Raw genomic sequence first — 22776 nt, 5'->3', positions numbered from 1 at the left:
GCGGCGAATGCTCGTGTACGGTAGGCTCCCATTGCGTCGAATCAGGAGAGCATCATGGACGACATCAGCGGACTGGCGGCTGAGCTGGGCAGGCGCCTGCAGTTGCTCAATGCCCACGTGACCACGGCCGAATCCTGCACCGGTGGCGGGATTGCCGAGGCGATCACACGGATCCCCGGGAGTTCGGCCTGGTTCGAGGCGGGCTACGTGACCTATTCCAATCGTCAGAAAACCCAGCAATTGAATGTGCCGGGTGAGCTGTTCGAGAGGGGCGGGGCGGTCAGCCGCGAGGTGGTCGAGGCCATGGCGCGGGGTGCCCAGCAGAAAAGCCTGGCGCGGTTTGCCGTGGCGGTCAGCGGCGTGGCCGGGCCGGACGGTGGTTCGCCGAACAAGCCGGTGGGCACCGTGTGGCTCGCCTGGGGCATCGGTGACAGGCTAGTCAGTGAGCAACGATTCTTCCCGGGCAACCGTGATGAGGTCCGCCGACAGACGGTGAAGGCCGCGCTAGAGGGGCTGCTGCAACATGCCGCCGTAGAAATCTCAAATCAGGGGTAGGCGATCCTGAATCCCTGTGGAATAATACTGGCTACTTATACAGGTGTTGGCCGCCAGGCCTTATTGATTACGTGAGGACTTTAATGGACGACAACAAGAAGAAAGCCTTGGCTGCGGCCTTGGGTCAGATCGAACGTCAATTCGGCAAGGGTGCCGTAATGCGTATGGGCGATCAGGACCGTCAGGCTATTCCTTCCATCTCCACCGGCTCCCTGGGCCTGGACATTGCGCTCGGCATCGGCGGCTTGCCAAAAGGTCGTATCGTCGAGATCTACGGTCCTGAATCCTCCGGTAAAACCACACTGACCCTGTCCGTGATCGCCCAGGCCCAGAAAGCCGGTGCGACCTGCGCCTTCGTCGACGCCGAACACGCCCTGGACCCTGAGTACGCCGGCAAGCTGGGCGTCAACGTCGACGACCTGCTGGTTTCCCAGCCGGACACCGGCGAGCAGGCCCTGGAAATCACCGACATGCTGGTGCGCTCCAACGCGGTTGACGTGATCATCGTCGACTCCGTGGCCGCATTGGTACCCAAGGCTGAAATCGAAGGTGAAATGGGCGACATGCACGTGGGCCTCCAGGCTCGCCTGATGTCCCAGGCCCTGCGCAAGATCACCGGTAACATTAAGAACGCCAACTGCCTGGTGATCTTCATCAACCAGATCCGTATGAAGATCGGCGTGATGTTCGGCAGCCCGGAAACCACCACCGGTGGTAACGCGCTGAAGTTCTACGCCTCGGTTCGCCTGGACATCCGCCGTACCGGTGCGGTGAAGGAAGGCGATGAAGTGGTCGGCAGCGAAACCCGCGTCAAGGTCGTGAAGAACAAAGTCGCTTCGCCGTTCCGTCAGGCCGAGTTCCAGATCCTTTATGGCAAGGGTATCTACCTCAATGGCGAGATGATCGACCTGGGTGTGTTGCACGGTTTCGTCGAGAAGTCCGGTGCCTGGTATGCCTACAACGGCACCAAGATCGGTCAGGGCAAGGCCAACTCGGCCAAGTTCTTGGCGGATAACCCGGACGTTGCCGCAGCGCTTGAGAAGCAACTGCGTGACAAGCTGCTGAGCCCGGTTGCCGACGTCAAGGCATTGGCCAGCCGCGAAACCGCTGACGACATGGCCGACGTTGATATCTGATCGATTCGATGACCGCCGTACTTGATACCCTCGTCGCGGTGCGGCGAACCGCGATGGACCTGCTCGCCAGACGCGAGCACGGTCGGGTCGAGCTGACGCGGAAGTTGCGTCAGCGCGGCGCTCCCGATGACTTGATCGAAACGGCCCTCGACCGATTGACGGAGGAGGGCCTGTTATCGGAAAGCCGCTACCTCGAAAGTTTTGTTTCTTATCGCGCCCGCGCCGGCTACGGTCCGTTGCGAATTCGTGAGGAACTGGGCCAGCGTGGTTTGCAACGTCCGGATATCGAACAGGCCTTGCGTGAAAGTGGTATCGATTGGCAGGACCAGTTGACGGATACCTGGCGTCGAAAGTTCTCCGGGCATTTGCCCATCGATGCACGAGAACGAGCCAAGCAAGGACGTTTCCTGGCGTATAGAGGCTATTCCATGGAAATGATCAACCGCTTGTTCAGCGGTCGAGGCCTGGATGATTGAATGAAACGGCCCGCTATTTCGATAGCGGGCCGTTTTTTATGGGTTCAGGTTACCTTGATGGGTTCCCATGTCAGAGGGTGCACCTCGGTGGAGGGCGCGGCCCAATTTTCCGGCAGGTTGATGTAGTCCACCAGTTCTCTTAATCGCCCCTGGTTGCGGGCGTTGAAATTGAACGCCAGTCGCGTCAAATGGCTGAATCGGGCCTCGTCCTGCTCTTCGCCGCTGTAGCCTTGTTGATAAAAGCAGTCATTCAGGCACAGGTCGGCGAACTCGATCTGTATCCGGGCCATGGCCTGTTCGTTGAGCTTATGGTTCATGCGGATCACGAACTGGTGCTTGAGCCAGCGGCTGGAGTGGAAGTTGCGGTAGAACTGGTTGATTTCCTCCACGGCGTCTTCGGCGGTGTGCACCAGCCGCATCAGTTTCATGTCGGTGGGCAGGATGTAGCGGTTTTCTTCCAGTTGTTCGTGGATGAAGTCCAGGGCGCTTTGCCAGAATTTACCCCCCGGCGCATCCAGCAACACCACCGGCACTAGCGGGCTTTTTCCCGTCTGCACCAGCGTCAGGACTTCCAGGGCTTCATCAAGGGTGCCGAAGCCGCCCGGACAGAGCACCAGGGCGTCGGCCTCCTTGACGAAGAATAGTTTGCGTGTGAAGAAAAAGTGGAACGGCAGCAGGTTCGGCGTGCCTTCGACCGTCGGGTTTGCATGCTGCTCGAAAGGCAGGGTGATGTTGAATCCCAGGCTGTGCTCGCGGCCCGCACCTTCATGGGCGGCGGCCATGATGCCGCCGCCGGCACCGGTGATGACCATCATGTCCGAGCGGGCCAGCGCCGCCCCCAGTTCACGGGCCAAGCCATACAGTGGGTGTTCGATAGGCGTTCGGGCCGAGCCGAAAACGGTGACCTTGCGTCGGCCCTTGAACTGTTCCAGCGTGCGAAATGCATGTTCCAGCTCTCGCAGTGCCTGCAGGGTGATCTTGGCATTCCAGCGGTTGTGATCTTCCTGGGCCATGCGCAGCACGGTCAGGATCATGTCGCGGTAGATGGGAAGGTTCGGGCTGTCGGGCGATACCAGGTTGAGTTGCTCTTCGACCTTGCGCGTAAGGTCGTGGCCATGGTTCTCAAAATGACGACTGAGCTGGTCATTCGGTTTATAAGGCATTCAGCTACTCCTTCTTACTTCTGAATCCTAGACCCTCGCGTTGATCTTCGCTGCCCTGATCATGGCCCTCGAAAGTGACAGTTGGCAACAAGCAGTCAACGACCCCACCGCTCGTCTGAATGCCGGCCGGGTACGTGCCGCTCTGGTTTACTGATAACAGGCGTGCCATGCAATTCGATGCCCACGGCTGGGCCACGCGATGGATTGAGGCAGATCGGGCAAGGAGGCGGGAAAGATGACCAGGGTGACTCTGGAACTCGACAGGCAGTTGTATCTGGCGCTGTTGGAAGCGGCTCAGGCCAATCGGGTCAGTCTCGAGGAAGAATGTTGCCGCCGTCTGGAAGGCCGGGCCTGGCGCTCGCGCTACCTACAGGCACTGGTGGCGGAGCTGCGCGCCGACGATGAGCAGCGGCGCGACAGCGGCCTGTGTGGCTAATGATTATTTCTTGGTCTTGGCCGGTTTCGGGCAATCCGATTCCTGGAAACGTTCGGTGGCCACCGGGCGATTGGTCTTCACCTCGGTGAACTCGTAGCGCATGGTTGCGCCCTTGGCCATCAGTTTGCGGAACCCTGGGTTGGTACAGACCCTGGCACCCAACTGGAAATACACCGCCTTGGGGTCAGCGCGCATTTGCTGGGCATGGCTGCTTTGCACACTGAGATGGTTGATCAACTCCGTGCCTTCGACGGTATAGCCCTGGTCGAGAATGTCTTCGTTGATTGCCCGCGGGGTGCCGACGCTGCTTTCCGCGGCGACGTTCTGCAGCATCTTGTTCAGTTCGAGTTCTTTCAGCGAGGCAGCCTGGGCGCTGAAGGACGTAGCCAGCAGAACGGCAACGGTAGGGACGGTAAGGCGCAGCATGAAACTCTCCTGGTTCAGTGACGGCTAATTCGACCGGTCACGTGACTGTGCGTTCAGTGGCGGCAAATTATAGGGGAGGCGGGGTGGACGGTACAGGTTTGCGCGCTCTGGTAGACTGCCGGCCTTTATTGCCTTGCCGAGTGTCGTTCGTGTCGAGTTCTTTTGTTCGTCGGCGTTGCCCACGATGAATCATGCCCCTAACGCCGTAGCCCGCCTGCGCGATCAGCGCATCGATGAGGGCATCAAGCCGCTACAGGCCCGTGGCTGGCGCGCGCCCCGATGCAACGCCTGCCGGGTGATCGAAAGCCACTGCCTGTGCGCCTGGCGTCCGAGCGTCGACACCCGCTCCGGGGTTTGCCTGATCATGACCAACAAGGAAGTGTTCAAGCCGAGCAACACCGGCTGGCTGATCGCCGATGTGGTGCGTGACAACCATGCCTTCATCTGGTCGCGCACTGAAGTCGACCCGCAATTGCTGGCGCTGCTCGACGACCCGCAATGGCAGCCCTACCTGGTATTTCCCGGGGAATATGTCGAGCCGTCGCGGGTCACCCAGACGGTGGACCTGGATCGTTCCAGGCGACCACTGTTCATTCTGCTGGATGCAACCTGGACGGAGGCGCGCAAGATCTTCCGCAAGAGTCCGTATTTCGACCGCTTGCCGATCCTCAGCCTGCAGCCCGACAAGCTGTCGCGCTACCGTTTGCGCCGTTCGACCCGCAGCGAACATTTGTGCACCGCCGAAGTGGCGGCGTTGTGCCTTGAATTGGCCGGGGACACTGACGCTGCGTCGGCCCTGGACGCTTATTTCGATGTGTTCAGCCAGCATTACCTGGGTGCCAAGCGGCAGCAGGAAATGGATGTGTCGACGCCGGCTCACGCCGAGCTGCAACCCTTCATCCGTGTGTCTCAAACAGCATTGGCCCAATAGTGGCGCATACTCAAGGCAGTGATGGCCTTGCTGCTTGACCACCCCGGCTTCGCTGGGCATGCTTGGCGCCGACCAGGGAGCGGCCGAAGTTCGAAACGCTGCGCGATGTCTTGAGTTGTTTTGGCGAGGCGCGATTGCATCGGGTCTCCCATAAAAACAGGATCATTTGAAAAATGGCCACATACGAAATCCTGATCGCCGATGACCATCCGCTCTTTCGCAGCGCGTTGCATCAGGCAGTGACCCTGGGTCTTGGCCCGGCTGTCCGGCTGACGGAGGTGGCCAGTATTGCGGAACTGGAGACCCGGTTGACCGAAAAGGCCGACTGGGACCTCGTCCTGCTGGACCTGAATATGCCTGGCGCGTACGGTTTTTCCGGGCTGGTGCTGTTGCGGGGGCAGTATCCGCAGATTCCGGTGGTGATGGTGTCCGCCCAGGAAGAGGCGTCGGTGATGGTCAAGGCTCGAGAGTTCGGAGCCAGTGGGTTCATACCCAAGTCGAGTTCCCTGGAGACGATTCAGCAGGCTGTGAGAAAAGTCCTGGACGGCGATGCCGCCTGGCCGCCCCAGGCGTTCGAAGCGGTGAGCGTGTCCGAGGAGGCCAAGGCGGCCAGCGAAGGCCTGGCCAGTCTCACGCCGCAGCAGTTCCGGGTGTTGACCATGGTTTGCGAAGGCCTGTTGAACAAGCAGATTGCTTATGAGTTGAACGTCTCGGAGGCCACTATCAAGGCCCACGTGACGGCGATCTTTCGTAAACTGAATGTGCGTACCCGAACTCAGGCGGCCTTGTTGCTGCAACAACTTGAGTCAATTTCACCGCAGTCATAGCGCATTTATTCACGCTTTTTTGACTAGGGTTGGATTAGCTTTCCCACTTCTTTCAATCAGTTGCCCATTCTATGTCTCCTTTTAAAGGCCAAACCGGCCTGAAACGCATCCTGAATGCTTCCGGCTACTCCCTGGATGGCCTGCGTGCCGCCTTCACCGGCGAAGCGGCATTCCGTCAACTGGTGCTGCTCAATGTCATCCTCATTCCGCTGTCGTTCTTCCTGAACGTCAGCCGTGTCGAGCAGGCGCTGCTGATCGCGGTCTGCCTGCTGGCGTTGATCGTGGAGTTGCTGAACTCGGCAGTGGAAGCGGCCATCGACCGCATTTCCCTGGAGCTGCACCCGTTGTCGAAAAACGCCAAGGACATGGGCAGTGCCGCCCAGCTTGTCGCCTTGACCATGATTGCCCTGGTGTGGGGCCTGGTGCTGCTCTAGTGGCCTGTACGGTTAATTCGAGTACTCAAATTAACCGTACAGGCCACTAGTCAGGCGATGGTCGGCAGGACGATTTCGTCGCTGCGCTGTGCCCCGGCGGTGAATGCCCGGCACAGCTCGAGGAATTCGCGCATCGCCGAGGTCTGGTATTTCTGCTTGTGCCAGATGAAATAGAATTGCCGCGCCAGGTCCATGTCCGGCGTTTCCACCGGCACCAGGCTGCCGCGCCGGAATGCATCGCGCAACGCCAGGCGCGAGATGCAGCCAATCCCCAGGCCGGATTCCACGGCGCGCTTGATAGCTTCGGTGTGTTCCAGCTCCAGGCGGATGTTCAGCGCGCTGCGATGGTGGCGCATGGCTTGGTCGAACGTCAGGCGGGTGCCGGAACCCTGTTCCCGCAGGATCCATGCCTCGTGGGTCAACGCCTCCATGGTCGTCTGACCGCGCTTGGCCAGCGGGTGCTGGGGCGCGCAAAACACCACCAACTCGTCCTCGACCCAGCTCTGTACCTCGATGTCCGGGTGGTTGCAATCGCCCTCGATTAGACCCAGATCAATTTCATAGTGGGCGACCTGGTGCACGATATTGGCAGTGTTCTGCACGTGCAGCTTCACCTGGCTTTCCGGATGGCGCTGCATGAAGCCGCCGATCAGCAGGGTCGCCAGGTAGTTGCCGATGGTCAGGGTCGCGCCGACTGCCAGTGAGCCGAAGCCGGACTTGCCGTTGAGCAGGTCTTCGATCTCCTTGGCCTGGTCCAGCAGCGCCACGGCCTGGGGCAGCAGCTGTTTGCCCAGGGCATTGAGGCTCAGGCGCTTGCCGGCGCGGTCGAACAACTGGCAGCTGGATTGCCGTTCCAGTTCGGTAATGGAGGTGCTGGCGGCCGATTGCGACAGGTTGAGCTGGCCCGCAGCACGGGAGACGCTCTCTTGCTGGGCGACGGCGACGAAGACCTGGAGTTGACGTAGAGTAAATCGCATATCGATATAACCGATAACCCTTATCTTGATAATTCAGTTAACAGATATTGTCGTCGCCATTAGAATGCGATGCAAATGCGCATATAACGACGCAGGCATTATTCCCAGGAGTCCCCCGTACATGAGCAACATGAACCACGAGCGTGTCCTCAGTGTTCATCACTGGAACGACACTCTGTTCAGCTTCAAGTGCACCCGCGATCCGGGCCTGCGCTTCGAGAACGGTCAGTTCGTGATGATCGGCCTGCAACAGCCCAATGGCCGCCCGCTCATGCGTGCCTACTCGATCGCCAGCCCGAACTGGGAAGAGCATCTCGAGTTCTTCAGCATCAAGGTGCCTGATGGCCCGCTGACTTCCCAGTTGCAGCATCTGAAGGAAGGCGACGAGATCATCATCAGCAAGAAGCCTACTGGCACCCTGGTGCTGGACGACCTCAAGCCCGGCAAACACCTGTACCTGCTCAGCACCGGTACCGGCCTGGCGCCGTTCATGAGCGTTATCCAGGATCCGGAAACCTACGAGCGTTTCGAAAAAGTGATCCTGTGCCACGGCGTTCGTTACGTCAATGAAGTCGCCTACCGCGAATTCATCACCGAGCACCTGCCGCAGAACGAATTCTTCGGCGAAGCGCTGCGCGACAAGCTGATCTACTACCCGACCGTGACCCGCGAGCCCTTCGAGAACGAAGGCCGCCTGACCGACCTGATGCGCAGTGGCAAGCTGTTCCGCGACATCGGCCTGCCACCGATCAACCCGCAGGACGACCGCGCCATGCTGTGCGGCAGCCCGAGCATGCTGGATGAAACCAGCGAAGTGCTCAACAGCTTCGGCCTGACCGTTTCGCCGCGTATGCGCGAGCCGGGTGACTACCTGATCGAGCGGGCGTTCGTAGAGAAGTAAGCGGATCGTTCCCACGCTCTGCGTGGGAACGCAGCCAGGGACGCTTCGCGTCCCAAAGAGCCGAACGCAGAGCGTCCGTTGCGGCATGCCCACGCAGAGCGTGGGCACGATCCCAGCTTCATGAAAAAGCCCCCGTTGCCTGATAAAGGCAACGCGGGCTTTTTCGTTTCCGGCGGTCATGCCCGGACGGGAACGACCTCCAGCACCCGGATCGACCCCGGTTGCGGGTAATGCCAACGGACATCCAGATCCCAGAACTGCGCACCATACTCCCGTTCGGCAGCAGGAGTCTGGTACGCCGGGCGTGGGTCCTGGGCCAGGCATTGCTCGATCAGCTCCACCAGGGGTTCCTCCAGGCGCATGGCATGATTTCTTGCCTGAAGCAGTGCAGAGTCCGTCCACTGCACCGGAATCAACCCAGGCGCCGCGCTGGCGATGTCGTTGGTGGCCGAGCCGATGATGTCGGCGTAGGGCACGTAGGGCTTGATGTCCAGCACCGGTGTGCCGTCCAGCAGATCGATGCCCGAGATCCACAGCCGGTCGGCTTCGACCCGTTCCAGCTTGACCACGGACTGGCCGATGCCGTTGGGGCGATGGGTGGCGCGGGTGGCAAACACCCCCATGGACTTGTTGCCGCCCAGGCGCGGCGGGCGCACTTTCAAGCGCGGCTTCTCTTCCAGGGCCTGGTGAAACAGGAACAGCAGCCAGACGTGACTGACGTGCTCCAGGCCCTGCACCGCATCACCCTGGTCGAACGGCGCCACCAGTTCCAGCACGCCACGTGCGGCCGGAGCCAGCTGCGGTTGGCGGGGGATGGCGAACTTCTCCTTGAAGCAGGAGCGGACGAAACCGATGGGGGACACGTTGTAGGTCATTTTTTAGAGCCTCGAGCTGCAAGCTGAAAGCCGCAAGCTCGAACTTGTCGCTTGAGGCTTATAGCTGTTGTTCAAGCTCTGACGCGCAGCGTCAGCCCCTTGAGAAAGTTGCGCAGCAACTGGTCGCCACACGGACGGTAGTTGGTGTGACCGAACTTGCGAAACAGGGCGCTCAGTTCCGGTTTGGAGACCGGGAAGTCGGCGGCCTTGAGGATCGCGTGCAGATCGTCCTCCTTCAGCTCGAAGGCCACCCGCAGCTTCTTGAGGATGATGTTGTTGGTAACCGGTACTTCGATGGGCTGTGGCGGGCGACTTTCGTCCTTGCCACGCTTGAAGATCACCAGGCCATCGAGAAAGTGCGCCATGACCTCGTCAGGGCAGAACACAAAACCTTCTTCTTCATCCTTCTTGAGATAGCCCGCCAGGTCCGCGAGGGACACTTCCAGGCCGCCCAGCTTGATGATCTCGATGACTTTCTTGTCGCTGATGTCGAGCATGTAGCGCACGCTGCGCAGTACGTCGTTGTGAATCATGTGTGCAATCCTGATCGATCGGCAATGGGCGCCTCAGCCGGCTGCGGCGCCGAAAAAATTAGAATTTCTCTTTGGCGGACAGGTAGCGCCACTGGCCCAGCGGTACCTTGCCGATGGACACGCCGCCGATGCGGATACGGCGAATGGCGACCACCTTGAGGCCAACGGCCTGACAGAGCAGGGCCAGGATGCCCGGTTGCGGGTTTTTCATGGCGAAGCGCAGGCGGTTCTCGTTCTGCCAGCTGGCCTTGACCGCCGGCAATTCCTTGCCCTTGTAGGTCAGGCCATGGTTCAGGCGATTCAGGCCATGGGCGACCATCTCGCCTTCGACTTCCACCACATATTCCTGCTCGATCCTGGCGGCGTCGGCGGTGAGCTTGCGCAGGATCTTCCAGTCCTGGGTGAACACCAGCAGCCCGCTGGCGTTGGCCTGCAGGTCGGCGCTGGCGGTCAGGCGCAGGAAATGCCCCTTGAGCGGACGCTTGCCGAAGCGGTGTTCTTCGCTCAGTGTTTCCGGCTTGAGGGTGGCCATCGCGGCCTCTGTATCCATGCCGGCCGGGACGTTCAGCAGGATCGTCACCGGCTCCGGCGCGGTAGCCTTGGCCTCGGGATCAAGCTCGACGCGCTGGTCGCCGACCTTGAATTGCGGCTCGTCGACGACTTCACCGTCCACGGTGACCCAGCCACCTTCGATGAACAGCTCAGCCTCCCGACGGGAGCAGCCGACAAGTTCGATAAGGCGTTTGGAGAGGCGGATCGGGTCGGTCATGACAGGGCCGTAACAAAAAGAGGGGGGACATTGTACCTGCCTGGCGCCGGTTAATCGCGTGTCCATTTGTCTCGGCTACCCGCGCTGGGCCTTCAGGTCGGGCTGCCGGTAGCGCATGTGCAGCAACGGGTAGGGCTGGTTCATGCCGTCCCGTGCCGAACGGCCGACGACTTCGAAGCCTTGCTTGAGATAGAAGCCCAGGGCTTGCGGGTTCTGTTCGTTGACATCCAGCTGATAGGCATTCAACTGGTCCATGGCATAGCGCAGCAATTGCTTGCCCAGGCCCTGGCCGCGGTGGTGCGGGTCGATGAACAGCATCTCGACCTTGCCGGCCGCGACGCCGGCGAAACCGGTGATGCGCTGGCGGTTGTCCCGGGTGCAGATCAGCATCACCGCATCCAGGTAGCGGGTGAGCACCAGGTTCTTCAACAGTTCGATATAGCTGTCCGGCAAAAAATCATGGGTAGCTCGAACCGACGCCTCCCAGACCTGGGTCAATTCCTGATAATCGCTGGGTTTCGGTGTATGGATGACCGAATGCTGGCGCATGCCCGCCTGTTCCTTGTACTGGAGGTCCTGGGTTTATCCATACGATAGCCGTAAAAAAGCCCCGCATCTTGTCGCAAGGGCGGGGCTTGTCAATTTTTACCTGAACATGAGGAACCTGTGGGAGCCGAGCTTGCGAGCTTGCTCGCTCGGCTCCCACAGGTTTCTCACAGGCTCCCACAGGTACGGCGGTGGTCTGTGAAACCGGTCAGATCAGTTGATCTGTTCAGCCCACAAATCATACTCATCGGCATCGGTCACTTTGCACCAGACCTTGTCGCCGGGCTTGAGGTTGCTGCCGTTGTCGATGAAGACGTTGCCGTCGATTTCCGGGGCGTCGAAGAAGCAGCGGCCGACGGCGCCTTGCTCGTCCACTTCATCCACCAGCACTTCGATTTCACGGCCGATGCGCATCTGCAGGCGCGCCGAGCTGATGGCCTGCTGGTGCGCCATGAAGCGCTCCCAACGGTCCTGCTTGACGTCATCCGGTACCACGTCCAGGTCCAGGTCGTTGGCCGGTGCGCCGTCGACCGGCGAATACTGGAAGCAGCCGACGCGGTCGAGCTGGGCTTCGGTCAGCCAGTCCAGCAGGTACTGGAAGTCTTCTTCGGTTTCGCCGGGGAAACCGACGATGAAGGTCGAGCGGATGATCAGGTCCGGGCAGATTTCCCGCCAGTTCTTGATCCGCGCCAGGGTCTTGTCTTCGAACGCCGGGCGTTTCATGGCCTTGAGGACTTTCGGGCTGGCGTGCTGGAACGGGATGTCCAGGTACGGCAGGATCTTGCCGGCGGCCATCAGCGGGATCAGTTCGTCGACGTGTGGATACGGGTAGACGTAATGCAAGCGGACCCAGACGCCGAGGGTGCTGAGGGCTTCGCACAGTTCGGTCATGCGGGTCTTCACCGGCGCGCCGTTCCAGAAGCCGGTGCGGTATTTCACGTCGACGCCGTAGGCGCTGGTGTCCTGGGAGATCACCAGCAGTTCCTTGACGCCGGCCTTGACCAGGCGCTGGGCTTCGTCGAGCACATCGCCCACCGGGCGGCTCACCAGCTTGCCGCGCATCGACGGGATGATGCAGAAGCTGCAGCTGTGGTTGCAGCCTTCGGAAATCTTCAGGTAGGCGTAGTGGCGCGGGGTCAGCTTGATGCCTTGCGGCGGCACCAGGTCGATCAGCGGGTTGTGGTCCTGTTTCGGTGGCACCACGTCGTGCACCGCGTTGACCACCTGCTCGTACTGCTGCGGACCGGTCACGGCCAGCACGCTCGGGTGCACGTCGCGGATGTTGCCTTCTTCCACGCCCATGCAACCGGTAACGATGACCTTGCCGTTTTCCTTGATGGCCTCACCGATCACTTCCAGGGATTCGGCCTTGGCCGAGTCGATGAAGCCACAGGTATTGACCACTACCACGTCGGCGTCCTGGTACGTGGACACGACGTCATAACCTTCCATGCGCAACTGGGTCAGGATGCGTTCGGAGTCGACCAGAGCCTTCGGGCAACCCAGGGATACGAAGCCGACCTTGGGATTGGCTGGCGTAGTAGTGGTGGACATGTCTAACCTCGGTGTAGGGGGATCGTCTCTTGCCGAGACAGGGCGCCTGACGCGCCTCTGATCAAAAAGTGCGCAATTCTAGCGATGGGCGAGGCACTTGACCAGCTTTATACGGGGAAAAGCGACGAGTGCTGCGCTATGCTTCGCGCCTTTGTGCGTTAACGGCCATTGCAGTCAACTAAAGACCTGTAACGGCATGTAAAACAGCGCATGCTGCGTAACGGGGCATAAGGCCTCGTTGAACAAGAAGACAGATCTGGGAATCAGGAGTGCTGGATGGGTCATGCAAGTAGTCAGGCGGCAGGTGCCGAGCATTCGGCCACGAAGTCGCTGAGCATGCTGGTCGCGGCGGTCGGGGTGGTTTATGGCGACATCGGCACGAGCCCGTTGTATACCCTTAAAGAAGTGTTTTCCGGCGGCTATGGCGTACCGGTCAACCACGATGGCGTGCTGGGGATCCTGTCGCTGATCTTCTGGTCGCTGATCTGGGTCGTGTCGATCAAGTACATGATGTTCGTCCTGCGCGCCGACAACCAGGGCGAGGGCGGGATCATGGCACTCACCGCCCTGGCGCGACGAGCAGCGGCGGGACGGGCGCGATTGCGCACATTCCTGGTGATCTGCGGGCTGATCGGCGCTGCGCTGTTCTACGGCGACAGCATGATCACCCCGGCGATTTCCGTGCTCTCGGCGATCGAAGGCCTCGGCCTGGCGTTCGAGGGTATCGATCATTGGGTGGTGCCGCTGTCGCTGGTGGTGCTGGTGGCGCTCTTCATTATCCAACGCCACGGCACGGCGCGAATCGGCATCCTGTTCGGCCCGATCATGGTCACCTGGTTCCTGGTACTCGGCGCCCTTGGTGTCTATGGCATCAGCCAGCAACCAGAGGTGATGCTGGCCGTGAACCCTGCCTGGGCGGTGCGTTTCTTCGTGGTCCATCCGGGCATGGGCGTGGCGATCCTCGGTGCCGTGGTGTTGGCACTGACCGGCGCCGAAGCGCTGTACGCCGACATGGGCCACTTCGGCCGCAAACCCATCGCCCGTGCCTGGTTCATCCTGGTGCTGCCGGCGCTGGTGCTCAATTATTTCGGCCAGGGGGCGTTGCTGCTGGGCGACCCGGAAGCGGCGCGCAACCCGTTTTACCTGCTGGCGCCAAGCTGGGCGTTGATCCCGCTGGTGGGTCTGTCGACCCTGGCCACGGTGATCGCTTCGCAAGCGGTGATTTCCGGTGCGTTTTCCCTGACGCGCCAGGCAATCCAGCTGGGCTATATCCCGCGCATGTACATCCAGCACACTTCCAGCGCCGAACAGGGCCAGATCTACATCGGCGCGGTGAACTGGTCGCTGATGGTGGGTGTGGTGCTGCTGGTACTGGGCTTCGAATCCTCCGGTGCGCTGGCTTCGGCCTACGGCGTGGCGGTGACCGGCACGATGCTGATGACCACCATCCTGGTGTCGGCCGTGATGCTGCTGTTGTGGAAATGGCCGCCGCTGCTGGCGGTGCCGGTGCTGCTCGGTTTCCTCCTGGTGGACGGCCTGTACTTCGCCGCCAACGTGCCGAAGATCATCCAGGGCGGCGCATTCCCGGTCATCGCCGGTATCGCCTTGTTCGTGTTGATGACCACCTGGAAGCGCGGCAAGCAGCTGTTGGTGGAGCGTCTGGACGAGGGCGCGTTGCCGCTGCCGATCTTCATCAGCAGCATCCGTGTGCAGCCACCGCATCGCGTGCAGGGCACCGCCGTGTTCCTGACCGCGCGCTCCGATGCCGTGCCTCACGCGCTGTTGCATAATCTGTTGCACAATCAGGTGCTGCACGAGCAAGTCGTCCTGTTGACGGTGGTGTACGAAGACATCCCGCGGGTTCCGCTGCAGCGGCGCTTCGAGGTCGACTCCTATGGCGAAGGTTTCTTCCGGGTCATCCTGCATTTCGGCTTTACCGACGAGCCGGATGTGCCCCAGGCACTCAAGCTCTGTCATTTGGATGACCTGGATTTCAGCCCGATGCGCACGACGTACTTCCTCAGCCGCGAGACGGTCATCGCTTCCAAGCTCGAAGGCATGGCCCGCTGGCGCGAGTTGTTGTTCGCCTTTCTGCTGAAGAATGCCAACGGCAACCTGCGCTTCTTCAATCTGCCGGTGAACCGGGTGATCGAGTTGGGGACGCAGGTCGAGATGTAGCGTCCACCGATGATCTGCGTTCAGTGCCTAGGCGCGTAGAACGTTCCCGGCCGAACGTGGGAAGCGTCAACCGAAAGCCCCCGTTGCCTTGCGGCAGCGGGGGCTTTTTGCGGTGTTTGTCCCGGTATTCCGTGACAGCATTGTGCTGTGGTGCTTCGGAAAATTTGACAGGTGTTTGCTTTCTGTAGGATTTTTTACCGGCTAGCAGATCAAGGAGTATCTGCCGGTGGCCAAGGATTCTGGCTACCGTCACCATCAAACAAGGGATTGTCTATGCAGGGTTCAACTACCGTTGCTCAACAGGTGGGCGGTCAGCGCGCGCACGAGCATCAGTCCGTCTCGCCGCGGAACATTGCCCAACAGATTCTCGAATGCCTGTTTCGCCGTCGCAGCCTTGCCCCCGGGGAAAGCGACGAGCTTTCGCAGCAGGTGCTGGAACCCCATCTGGCAAAAGTCATGCGGGCGGTCGAGAACGGTCGCAAAGTTGAAATGGTCCTGCCGGCCTTTCCCGGAAAATCCCCCAGCCGCAAGAAGACCCTGAGTCACTTGCCTGACCTGGCTGAATACCATGCCATCGACGAGCTCCATCGCCTGTGTGCTGAGATCCAGGCGATCTACGCACCCGGTGCGTTGATCCACATCTGCTCCGATGGTTATGTGTTTGCCGATCTGGTGCGTGTCCCCGATGCGGACGTCAAGGCCTACACCGACGCGATCCAGGATTATGCCGAGCAACACTACGGCGGTATGTTCGCCCATTTCGACCTCAGAAATGCCTACCCTCAGCTCGACTGCCTGGATGCCATGCGCGAAGAAATGATGATCGAGCACGGTCAGTCATTGATCCTGTTGCAGCAGCGCTTCAAGGATGACCCGCACATGATGTTGATGTACTGCGGCATCCATCGCTTCCTGTCCGAGGATTATTCAGGGCTTGAGGCATTCGCCGGCATGAGCCTCAACGCGGTGAAGAAGATCGCCAAGCCGGCCTCGCAGCGGGTGATCCAGCGCAGTGAAGCCTGGAGCGCATTGCTGCAGGCGCGCTATCCGGATTGCCTGCGCCTGTCGATCCACCCGCAGTTGGCGGTGTCGACGAAGATCGGTATCCGCCTGGTGCCGACCAGTGACCTGTGGCGTACGCCCTGGCATTCGGTGGCAATCAAGCGACGGGGTGTGGTCACCCTCGAAAAACGCAGCAATGTCGACGAACGCTTCCATCGACTGGTCTTTCGCAAGGGGCGTCCTTGTCATTACGCCAGTGCCCAATGAGCACGCCTCGGTTGCGGATCGAGGCCGTGCTCTTCGACCTGGACGGTACCTTGGTGGACACCTTGCCGGACATCACCTGGAGCCTGAATCAGGTATTGCTGGAACACGGTTGTCCGGCGTTGACTGCGGAAACGGTGCGGGACTTTATCGGTGGCGGCACCACGGCGATGATCGAGGCGGTGGCGACCCGGTTTGGCATCGCCGATGCGGCCATGTTGCACCAGCGCTATGTCAGGGTGTACCAGGATCATCTGGTGCAGTTTTCCAAGCCCTTCAGCGGTGTATTGGCAATGCTCGAAGGCTGCCGGGAACTGCGGTTGCCCCTGGCGATCGTCACCAACAAAGCCGAGGCCATGGCCTGCCAGGTCGCTGATGCACTGCTTGCGTGCACGGCCTTCAAGGCGGTCCTGGGGCACCGCGCAGGCCGGTCCCTCAAACCCCAGCCGGACGTGGCGTGGGAAGCGGCCCGACGCCTGTCGGTCGATCCTCGCCACTGCCTGTTCGTCGGCGATACGGCGATCGACCTGCAGACCGCCCGTGCCGCGGGTATGCCCTCGGCACTGGTTGCCTGGGGCTATGGCGCTACGTGCACTGGGCAGACCCCGGATTTCTACTGTGAACAGCCGGCCGGGCTGTTACACATCCTCAAGCAACACGGTGGCGCCGCGCAGGCATTCACCGAGCGCGGCGATACCGTCAAATCCTGTTGATACACCCACTCTCAAGGAAGCTGTTCCATGGAACATAGAGAAGCCTGGATCACGGCCGTCAGCGATTTGCTGGCCGGTTACCTGTTCAAGGGTACGGACGATCGTTTCGAAACACAGGGCCGGGACCACTTGGCACACCAGCTGGGGCAATGCTTCGATCAGCGCCGTCCCGTGCGCCTGATCCTGCCGGGTTTTCCCTGCAAATCCCCCAATGCCATCGACCAGACCTTCGGCGTGCTGCCGGACTATGGCGAGTTCATGGCCATCGAGCGCCTCGACCAGATGGGCCAGGCGATTGCCGCGTTGCATGAGCCTGGGTGCGTGGTATCGATCCTCAGCGATGGAACGACGTTCAATGACATTGTCGGGGTGAGCGATGAGGTTCGTGCGGCCTATAACCAGGCGCTGCGTGAACTGTGTACGACCCACACGATCGAGTGGGTCAGCATGGAAGACCTGTTCCCGCAGGCGCAAAGTGCCGAGGCGGTGCGCGCCAGCCTGGTCAAGCAGGCCCGGTTGCCCTGGAAAAACCTGGGGGAGCTGATCGAGCAGAGCCGGCGTGATGAAGCCCTCGGCCGGACCCATGACAATCTCTGCAGTCATCTCTACAACGACCTGCGCCTGTGTCGCGAGGAAGGGCAGAGCGACGACGAGTATCTGCAGCAGATCAGCTACAAGGCCTACCAGATGATGCTGCGCGGGCAGGCCTTGAATGCGGCAGTGGATCGCTTCTTCCCCGATGACATTCGACTGTCGGTCCACCAGTACAGCAATGCCGGGCCCAAGTTTACCGTCGGGCTGGCCGAAGGGTTGAGCCGCGTCGACAGTCCCTGGCATGCCGTGCCTGTGTGCAACCTCGATGGGAGCCAGAGCCTGCGCGCGCGAGCCCAGGTCGACCTGGAACAACATCTGCTGGTCACCTGGCAGGGGCGGCCGTGGCTTTACCATCAGACAGAAGGTCCCCAGGCACAAGGCTTCGAGTACGAACTGCAAAAGCTCCCGCTCTTTGGCCTGGTGGTGCGGGATCCGTTGGGGTTGGGTTTCGAGCGACTGTCCACGAGGTTGTTGGAATCATTGGTGGAGACCTTCGGCTTCGTTTGCCTCAAGGGCTGTCATTTTGAGGACCAGGACAGTTTCGCCCGCAGTTGCGAACGTTTCGGAACGTTGTACGAATGGGCCTTCGGCGCGGTACACGTGGTCAAGCCGGCGGACAAACCCCAAGGCGTGGTGCACTCGTTGGAGAAAACGCCTTTGCACTGGGACTTGAACATGCTGCCCGACAGCGATGCCCAGGTGCAGCGCAACCCGAAATTCTGCGCCAGCAAGTTCATGTTGTATTGCAAGACGGCGCCGCTACCGGGCGAAGGCCAGACCACCGTCGTCGACAGCCGGAACGTGCTGCGCAAGGTCGGCATGCAGGTCGCTCGGCAATGGCAGGCGGTGAACATCACCTACTACACCAAGATGACCTACTTCGGCGGTTCGCCGCGCATGTACAGCCTGGTGGATCGTCATCCTCGTAGCGGCGAACTCATCCTGCGTTACCAGGAAGGCACCGATTCGACGCTGCAGACCCTCAGCCAGGCTGTGCAGGATCATGACGAGGCGGCCCAACAGGCGTTGCTGGATCAGGTCAACAGCCTGGTCTACGCCCCGGAGTGCCTGATTGCCCATCCATGGAGCGAAGGCGATCTGGTGCTGATCGACAACTACCGAACGCTGCACGGTCGGTTGCCAATGTCGGCAGGGTCTGCTTCGCGGGAGCTGTGGCGGGTGCAGGTCTACTAAGGCCTGCCTCGTCTGTGGGAGCGAGCCTGCTCGCGAAGACGGCGGCACTGTCACAACAAAAAGCCCCTGCATGCCGGAAGGCAGCAGGGGCTTCTTGTTAAGCCAGCATCGGATTACTGGTCGGCAGGCTTGGGCTGGCGCTTGTTGATCTCATCGATCAGGCGCTTGGCCAGGGCCGGGTAGTTTTCGTCGAAGTGGTGACCGCCCGGCAACTTGATGGCTTCGCCCACGGCGGTCTTGTCGGTGCAGCCGCTTTCGTCGGCTTCTTCGCCGCCGTAGATGCACACCACTTTTTCAGGTGGCAGCTTGGCCATCTCCGGGCCGGTGGCAGCTTCGGTACCGGCGTTGCCGAGCCAGCCTTCGACTTCGATCTCGAAGCTGCCGGTGCGGGCGAAGGCCAGCAGGATGATTGCGTCGACCCGTTGCTGTTCGGTGGCCGGCAGGCGGTTGTAGATCGCCGGCAACACGTCGGCGCCGAAGGAGTAGCCGGTCAGGATGAAGCGCTTGGTGCCCCAGACCTGGCGGTAGTGCTGCATCAGCTCGGCGAGGTCCAGCGCACTCTGCTCCGGGCTCTTGTGCTGCCAGTAGTAGCGCAGGGTGTCGATGCCGACCACCGGATAGCCGATCTTGGCCATTTCATCGGCCACGTCGCGGTCCAGGTCACGCCAGCCGCCATCGCCGGAGAGGAACAGGGTCACGGTATCGCGGGCCTGGCTCGCAGGCACCTCGACCACCGGAATGGCCAGGCCACCCTTGGCCTTGTCGGTGCCGACGAGGATCTTGCGCAGTTCGTTGTTCAGCACTTGCGGCAGGTTGATGTCGTAGTCGCTGATGCTGGTTTCGGCGTTCTTCTGATCCCGCACGAACGCGGCGCTGGTGTCGTCAGGGTTGTCGTTCCAGGCGACCAGCCAATGGCCGTGGGCCGCGGTCTTGGGCAGCAGGTGCGTGCAGCCGGGTTTCTCCAGGGCCAGGTCCACCGAAATGGCCTTGACCTTGTCATCCTTCTGTTCGGCCAGCCAACGCCAGGCGAGCACGGCGCCCGGGCCGATACCGCTGACCAGCGTCGCCGGTCCTTGCAGCTCTCTCAGGCCTGCCTGCAAGGCACGACCCTGCAGCATGCAGTCCTTGGGCAGGATCACCTGGACGATCTGCGCCGAGCCGGCGCGGCTGAGGGTCGTCAATTGGGTGTCACTGAGCTTCTGGTCCTCATTGACCGCCACCAGCACCTGGGCGCGAGGCTTGGTGCCAGGGATGACACGGGTCATCGGCGCGCCGTCGGCGGGTGTCAGTTGTTCAAGGGTGGGTTGCGGGGCCGGGCGGTTCCAATACCAATAACCGCCACCGAGAATCACCGCCAGCACCAGCAGGGCGGCCACTACGTATCGCCAGGAGCGTTGCATCATCAGCGTTTCACCAGTCCAGTCAGGCCGCCTGCAATCAAGGCGGCAGTATCGGCCAGCGCCACCAGCGGATCGAGTCCGGCGGGCACGGCCATGTAACGAGGTTCCCAGTCAGGCTGGAATTTGTCTTTGAAGCGGCGCAGCCCCTGGAAGTTGTAGAGCTGCTCGCCACGGCGAAATACCATCGAGCCCAGGCGCTGGGTCAATGGCGCACCGCGACGTGGTTGCAGGCCCGACAATGGGACCATGCCGAGGCTGAAGCGGGCGTAGTCATGGTTCTTATAATGTTGGATCAGGCCGACCATCATGAATTCCATGGTCAGTTTCGGTGCTTCGGGGTGGGCGCGCATCAGGTCGAGGCTGGCCAGCTCATGGTTGTGGGTTTCCAGCAGGTTGGCGAACGCCACCGGACGGCCCTCGAAGCGAATCACGGCGATGCGGAAATGCTTGAGATAGTCATCGCTGAAGCGGCCCAGGGAAAAGCCTTTCTCGCGTACGTTCTTGCCAGTCAGCCAGGCATCGGAGATGACCTTGAGTTCATCCATCGGTGCATGCCCCGGTTCATGGATCTCCAATGACAGGCCGTCCCGGGTCCCGCGGTTCCAGGTGTAGCGCAGGTCCTTCATCTCCTTGCCCTTGGCTTCGAGGTCGAAACGCTTGAGGTCGACCCGGGCTTCTTCACCCAGCTTGATCGCTGTCAGGCCGATGTCCATGTAGTACGGCAGGTTCTCGGCGCGCACCTGATAGAACACCGGGCGGGCGTGGTGGATGTCGCACAGGTCGCGGAATTGCCAGATCATCTCGGCCCGTTGCTGGGTCGGTCCGATCGGGTCATACAGGGCCACCAGGCTGCGACCACGGCGGGCGTACATCAGGAACGCCTCGTCGTTGGGGTGAAACAGCAACGCCTTGTCACCGGTCAGCGCCAGGCCGCCGTCAGGCTGCGAGGAGGCCATGAGGATCGTCCTGGCCCGCTCCAGTTCTTCTGCCGTGGGCAGGTGGATCACCGGTCGCGCGGTGCGCAGCAGCCAGGTCAGGGACACCACCACCAGCAGCACGGCGGCCCCCAGCAGCGAACGCAGGCCACGGGGAGCGTCGGCATCGAGGGTGAACTGCCACCACAGTTGGTGGCTGTAGGGCACGTCCTGGTAGGCAAACAGCAGCAGCCAGATCGAGGCGCCGAGCACGCAGAGGCTGGCGATCAGGAACAGCGGGGAAAAAGGCAGTTCGGTCAGGCGGCTCGGACGATAGAAGGAGCGCCGGAATACCGCCAGCAGGGCGGCCGTCAAGGTCAGCAGCGTGGCTTCCTCCCAGTCGAAACCCTTGAGCAGGGAGAGCAGGGCGCCCACCAGCAGCAAAACGGTGGTCAGCATCCAGGCGGCCGACAGGCGACGGCGCAGGCCCTGGGCCAGCAACAGGCACAACACACCCACCAGGCTGGCACCGAAGTGCGAAGCGTCCACCAACCGATGGGGGATCAGGAAACCGATGTGCTCCAGGCGCGTATCGATCTCTGGGGTCACGCCGGAAAACAGCAGCACCACGCCCGAGAGGAACACCAGCACCGCAAGGATCGGCGCCGCAAAGCCTGATGCCGCCCGCAGGGTCTGGCGCGTCTGGAACAGTCGCTGGGCCTCGTTGATCAACAACAGCACGCAGGCCACCAGCATCGGCAGCAGCACATAGATCAAGCGATACAGCAGCAGGGCGGCGGCCAGCGGCGCGGCACCGAGTTTGTCGGCAAATGCCGCCAGCAGGATCGCTTCGAAAACGCCGACGCCACCGGGAACATGGCTGAGCACGCCCGCAGCCAGCGCCAACAGGTAGACCAACAGGAACGCGCCGAACGGCGGCGCCTCGGGCAGCAACAGATACAGCACCGTGGCGGCGGCTGCGACATCCAGCGCCGTGATGATCAGTTGCAGCAAGGTCAGGCGTCGGCTCGGCAGGCGCAGGGTGCGACGTCCGGCCTTGACCAGGAGCGCATCCCGATGAGGTTGCTCCGGCAGGCGGCGACGATAGATGCCGATGGCCAACACGCCCATGAGCAGCAGCACTGCCAGGGAGACACCTGCCAGCAAGGTGGCGGGTAGATGCAGCGCGGCGGAAGCGGCAGGCAGGTTGCTGAGGGTGGCCAGGGCGGCCAGTGGCGGCAATGCGCAACCCAGGGACAGGCTGGCGAACAACGTCATGTGGGCGACGTCCGAAGCCCCGAGGCCATGGCGGGCATACAGGCGATAGCGAACCGAACCGCCCGACAAGAGCGACAGCCCGATGGCATTGCCGATGGCAAACGCGGTGAACCCGCCCAGGACCAGGGTCTGTGGTGGCAATGTCACGCCGGCATAGCGGCTCGCCGACCATTCGTAGCCCAGCAGAATGATGAAGCCTGCGACCGTGGCGGCGACAGCGCCGAGCAGGGCCGGCCGGGGCACCTCGAGAATCGAGTCGTGCAGCGCGTAAAGATCGAGTTCACTCAGAAGATGGCGACAGGCAACGAGCGCAATCGCAAACAGCAACAGCGTGACGGCGAGGCCGATGGGTTGCCGGTACTGGCTGATCCGGTCCAGCCAGCGCAGTCGTTCGGCCTTGATCGGTTGTGTCGCGGTAACAGTGTCTTGCGGGTCAGAATTTGCGCGCATCAATCACCTCTTGAGCTATGCGCGACAGGATGGGGGTATCCAGCCAAGTTACCAATCCCTTCGGCAGAAAATAATTACAAAACTTTTGTAATGAGGCCGATTTTAGACAAGCCAAAAAATAGCAGACACAAAAAAGGCCACTCTTTCGAGTAGCCTTTCCTGATGTTTGGTTGCGGGAGCCGGATTTGAACCGACGACCTTCGGGTTATGAGCCCGACGAGCTACCAGGCTGCTCCATCCCGCGTCTGTG

22 protein-coding genes and 1 tRNA gene are annotated in these 22776 nt (G+C 61.3%); 12 read left to right on the top strand and 11 right to left on the bottom strand.

Annotation, left to right across the window (positions count from 1 at the left end):
- Nucleotides 1–54: 54 nt before the first annotated feature.
- From N005_RS15330 to recX, 3 genes are all read left to right on the top strand, one after another.
- The gene (locus tag N005_RS15330) at nt 55–555 is read left to right on the top strand and encodes a CinA family protein (RefSeq protein ID WP_047701957.1); all 501 of its coding nucleotides are present in this window, start codon (nt 55–57) and stop codon (nt 553–555) included.
- 83 nt (nt 556–638) lie between these two features.
- Entirely contained in the window at nt 639–1691 is a 1053-nt protein-coding gene (gene recA, locus N005_RS15325) for a recombinase RecA (RefSeq protein WP_047701956.1), read from the top strand.
- Between the two features lie 8 nt (nt 1692–1699).
- Entirely contained in the window at nt 1700–2167 is a 468-nt protein-coding gene (gene recX, locus N005_RS15320) for a recombination regulator RecX (RefSeq protein ID WP_047701955.1), read from the top strand.
- Between the two features lie 44 nt (nt 2168–2211).
- On the opposite strand, the gene N005_RS15315 is transcribed toward recX, so the two are convergent.
- Nucleotides 2212–3330 carry an LOG family protein gene (locus tag N005_RS15315; RefSeq protein WP_047701954.1) on the bottom strand — a complete coding sequence of 373 codons (1119 nt, stop codon included), beginning with the start codon at nt 3328–3330 and terminating at the stop codon, nt 2212–2214.
- 235 nt (nt 3331–3565) lie between these two features.
- Here N005_RS15315 and N005_RS15310 point away from each other — a divergent pair, with 235 nt between their 5' ends.
- A complete protein-coding gene (locus N005_RS15310) occupies nt 3566–3766 on the top strand; it encodes a hypothetical protein (protein ID WP_024780146.1) in 201 nt (66 codons plus the stop codon).
- Between the two features lie 3 nt (nt 3767–3769).
- Here N005_RS15310 and N005_RS15305 read toward each other — a convergent pair whose 3' ends face one another.
- Nucleotides 3770–4192 carry a quorum-sensing-regulated virulence factor family protein gene (locus N005_RS15305; protein ID WP_047701953.1) on the bottom strand — a complete coding sequence of 141 codons (423 nt, stop codon included), beginning with the start codon at nt 4190–4192 and terminating at the stop codon, nt 3770–3772.
- Nucleotides 4193–4376: 184 nt separating this feature from the next.
- Between N005_RS15305 and N005_RS15300 the strand changes: the two genes are divergently transcribed.
- The 3 genes from N005_RS15300 (at nt 4377) to N005_RS15290 (ending at nt 6384) form a co-directional block, all read left to right on the top strand.
- Entirely contained in the window at nt 4377–5123 is a 747-nt protein-coding gene (locus N005_RS15300; RefSeq protein ID WP_047701952.1) for a tRNA-uridine aminocarboxypropyltransferase, read from the top strand.
- A 173-nt stretch (nt 5124–5296) separates the two neighbouring features.
- On the top strand, nt 5297–5950 hold the full coding sequence (gene erdR, locus N005_RS15295; RefSeq protein WP_047701951.1) for a response regulator transcription factor ErdR: 654 nt from the start codon (nt 5297–5299) through the stop codon (nt 5948–5950).
- Between the two features lie 71 nt (nt 5951–6021).
- Nucleotides 6022–6384, top strand: a complete 363-nt coding sequence (locus tag N005_RS15290) for a diacylglycerol kinase (RefSeq protein WP_041023590.1) — start codon at nt 6022–6024, stop codon at nt 6382–6384.
- Nucleotides 6385–6434: 50 nt separating this feature from the next.
- Here the strand turns inward: N005_RS15290 and N005_RS15285 are convergent, their stop codons facing one another.
- Nucleotides 6435–7361: a LysR family transcriptional regulator gene (locus N005_RS15285; RefSeq protein WP_047701950.1), complete on the bottom strand. Its 927-nt coding sequence runs from the start codon at nt 7359–7361 to the stop codon at nt 6435–6437.
- Between the two features lie 121 nt (nt 7362–7482).
- On the opposite strand from N005_RS15285, the gene fpr reads away from it, so the two are divergent.
- The gene (gene fpr / locus N005_RS15280; RefSeq protein ID WP_003184787.1) at nt 7483–8262 is read left to right on the top strand and encodes a ferredoxin-NADP reductase; all 780 of its coding nucleotides are present in this window, start codon (nt 7483–7485) and stop codon (nt 8260–8262) included.
- 176 nt (nt 8263–8438) lie between these two features.
- Here the strand turns inward: fpr and tsaA are convergent, their stop codons facing one another.
- From tsaA to rimO, 5 genes are all read right to left on the bottom strand, one after another.
- A complete protein-coding gene (tsaA, locus tag N005_RS15275) occupies nt 8439–9137 on the bottom strand; it encodes a tRNA (N6-threonylcarbamoyladenosine(37)-N6)-methyltransferase TrmO (RefSeq protein WP_047701949.1) in 699 nt (232 codons plus the stop codon).
- 71 nt (nt 9138–9208) lie between these two features.
- Nucleotides 9209–9670 carry a YehS family protein gene (locus tag N005_RS15270; RefSeq protein ID WP_047701948.1) on the bottom strand — a complete coding sequence of 154 codons (462 nt, stop codon included), beginning with the start codon at nt 9668–9670 and terminating at the stop codon, nt 9209–9211.
- Nucleotides 9671–9728: 58 nt separating this feature from the next.
- Nucleotides 9729–10439, bottom strand: coding sequence for an rRNA pseudouridine synthase (locus N005_RS15265; protein ID WP_047701947.1), 711 nt, complete (start codon nt 10437–10439; stop codon nt 9729–9731).
- Between the two features lie 75 nt (nt 10440–10514).
- The gene (locus tag N005_RS15260) at nt 10515–10988 is read right to left on the bottom strand and encodes a GNAT family N-acetyltransferase (protein WP_047701946.1); all 474 of its coding nucleotides are present in this window, start codon (nt 10986–10988) and stop codon (nt 10515–10517) included.
- A 210-nt stretch (nt 10989–11198) separates the two neighbouring features.
- Nucleotides 11199–12539 carry a 30S ribosomal protein S12 methylthiotransferase RimO gene (gene rimO, locus N005_RS15255; protein WP_047701945.1) on the bottom strand — a complete coding sequence of 447 codons (1341 nt, stop codon included), beginning with the start codon at nt 12537–12539 and terminating at the stop codon, nt 11199–11201.
- 336 nt (nt 12540–12875) lie between these two features.
- Here rimO and N005_RS15250 point away from each other — a divergent pair, with 336 nt between their 5' ends.
- The 4 genes from N005_RS15250 to N005_RS15235 all read left to right on the top strand — a co-directional run bounded on the left by N005_RS15250 (nt 12876) and on the right by N005_RS15235 (nt 18484).
- Complete coding sequence (locus tag N005_RS15250) at nt 12876–14717, top strand: potassium transporter Kup (protein WP_392397498.1); 1842 nt, start codon at nt 12876–12878, stop codon at nt 14715–14717.
- Nucleotides 14718–14990: 273 nt separating this feature from the next.
- Nucleotides 14991–15986 (top strand): isocyanide synthase family protein, encoded by a 996-nt coding sequence (locus N005_RS15245; RefSeq protein WP_047701943.1) that lies wholly within the window; start codon nt 14991–14993, stop codon nt 15984–15986.
- Nucleotides 15983–16696 carry an HAD family hydrolase gene (locus N005_RS15240; protein WP_047701942.1) on the top strand — a complete coding sequence of 238 codons (714 nt, stop codon included), beginning with the start codon at nt 15983–15985 and terminating at the stop codon, nt 16694–16696. Before N005_RS15245 ends, N005_RS15240 begins: the two co-directional genes overlap by 4 nt.
- Before the next feature lie 27 nt (nt 16697–16723).
- Nucleotides 16724–18484: an isocyanide synthase family protein gene (locus N005_RS15235; RefSeq protein ID WP_047701941.1), complete on the top strand. Its 1761-nt coding sequence runs from the start codon at nt 16724–16726 to the stop codon at nt 18482–18484.
- Nucleotides 18485–18597: 113 nt separating this feature from the next.
- Here N005_RS15235 and N005_RS15230 read toward each other — a convergent pair whose 3' ends face one another.
- The 3 genes from N005_RS15230 to N005_RS15220 all read right to left on the bottom strand — a co-directional run bounded on the left by N005_RS15230 (nt 18598) and on the right by N005_RS15220 (nt 22770).
- Nucleotides 18598–19887, bottom strand: a complete 1290-nt coding sequence (locus tag N005_RS15230; protein ID WP_047701940.1) for a virulence factor family protein — start codon at nt 19885–19887, stop codon at nt 18598–18600.
- Nucleotides 19887–22526 carry a bifunctional lysylphosphatidylglycerol flippase/synthetase MprF gene (gene mprF, locus N005_RS15225; protein ID WP_047701939.1) on the bottom strand — a complete coding sequence of 880 codons (2640 nt, stop codon included), beginning with the start codon at nt 22524–22526 and terminating at the stop codon, nt 19887–19889. The genes N005_RS15230 and mprF overlap by 1 nt, the downstream gene beginning before the upstream one ends.
- 167 nt (nt 22527–22693) lie before the next feature.
- A tRNA-Met gene (locus tag N005_RS15220) sits at nt 22694–22770 on the bottom strand.
- Nucleotides 22771–22776: the final 6 nt, after the last annotated feature.

It is taken from the genome of Pseudomonas mediterranea CFBP 5447 (genome assembly GCF_000774145.1).
Lineage (GTDB): Bacteria > Pseudomonadota > Gammaproteobacteria > Pseudomonadales > Pseudomonadaceae > Aquipseudomonas > Aquipseudomonas mediterranea.
Note: the sequence above shows the minus strand (reverse complement) of the source record. Positions and strands in the feature narration are given on the sequence as shown.

Excerpts from the sequence above, each read along its gene's own strand:
- N005_RS15330 (WP_047701957.1), top strand. The coding sequence starts at position 55 with ATGGACGACATCAGCGGACTGGCGGCTGAGCTGGGCAGGCGCCTGCAG.
- recA (WP_047701956.1), top strand. The coding sequence starts at position 639 with ATGGACGACAACAAGAAGAAAGCCTTGGCTGCGGCCTTGGGTCAGATC.
- recX (WP_047701955.1), top strand. The coding sequence starts at position 1,700 with ATGACCGCCGTACTTGATACCCTCGTCGCGGTGCGGCGAACCGCGATG.
- N005_RS15315 (WP_047701954.1), bottom strand. The coding sequence starts at position 3,330 with ATGCCTTATAAACCGAATGACCAGCTCAGTCGTCATTTTGAGAACCAT.
- N005_RS15310 (WP_024780146.1), top strand. The coding sequence starts at position 3,566 with ATGACCAGGGTGACTCTGGAACTCGACAGGCAGTTGTATCTGGCGCTG.
- N005_RS15305 (WP_047701953.1), bottom strand. The coding sequence starts at position 4,192 with ATGCTGCGCCTTACCGTCCCTACCGTTGCCGTTCTGCTGGCTACGTCC.
- N005_RS15300 (WP_047701952.1), top strand. The coding sequence starts at position 4,377 with ATGAATCATGCCCCTAACGCCGTAGCCCGCCTGCGCGATCAGCGCATC.
- erdR (WP_047701951.1), top strand. The coding sequence starts at position 5,297 with ATGGCCACATACGAAATCCTGATCGCCGATGACCATCCGCTCTTTCGC.
- N005_RS15290 (WP_041023590.1), top strand. The coding sequence starts at position 6,022 with ATGTCTCCTTTTAAAGGCCAAACCGGCCTGAAACGCATCCTGAATGCT.
- N005_RS15285 (WP_047701950.1), bottom strand. The coding sequence starts at position 7,361 with ATGCGATTTACTCTACGTCAACTCCAGGTCTTCGTCGCCGTCGCCCAG.
- fpr (WP_003184787.1), top strand. The coding sequence starts at position 7,483 with ATGAGCAACATGAACCACGAGCGTGTCCTCAGTGTTCATCACTGGAAC.
- tsaA (WP_047701949.1), bottom strand. The coding sequence starts at position 9,137 with ATGACCTACAACGTGTCCCCCATCGGTTTCGTCCGCTCCTGCTTCAAG.
- N005_RS15270 (WP_047701948.1), bottom strand. The coding sequence starts at position 9,670 with ATGATTCACAACGACGTACTGCGCAGCGTGCGCTACATGCTCGACATC.
- N005_RS15265 (WP_047701947.1), bottom strand. The coding sequence starts at position 10,439 with ATGACCGACCCGATCCGCCTCTCCAAACGCCTTATCGAACTTGTCGGC.
- N005_RS15260 (WP_047701946.1), bottom strand. The coding sequence starts at position 10,988 with ATGCGCCAGCATTCGGTCATCCATACACCGAAACCCAGCGATTATCAG.
- rimO (WP_047701945.1), bottom strand. The coding sequence starts at position 12,539 with ATGTCCACCACTACTACGCCAGCCAATCCCAAGGTCGGCTTCGTATCC.
- N005_RS15250 (WP_392397498.1), top strand. The coding sequence starts at position 12,876 with ATGCTGGTCGCGGCGGTCGGGGTGGTTTATGGCGACATCGGCACGAGC.
- N005_RS15245 (WP_047701943.1), top strand. The coding sequence starts at position 14,991 with ATGCAGGGTTCAACTACCGTTGCTCAACAGGTGGGCGGTCAGCGCGCG.
- N005_RS15240 (WP_047701942.1), top strand. The coding sequence starts at position 15,983 with ATGAGCACGCCTCGGTTGCGGATCGAGGCCGTGCTCTTCGACCTGGAC.
- N005_RS15235 (WP_047701941.1), top strand. The coding sequence starts at position 16,724 with ATGGAACATAGAGAAGCCTGGATCACGGCCGTCAGCGATTTGCTGGCC.
- N005_RS15230 (WP_047701940.1), bottom strand. The coding sequence starts at position 19,887 with ATGATGCAACGCTCCTGGCGATACGTAGTGGCCGCCCTGCTGGTGCTG.
- mprF (WP_047701939.1), bottom strand. The coding sequence starts at position 22,526 with ATGCGCGCAAATTCTGACCCGCAAGACACTGTTACCGCGACACAACCG.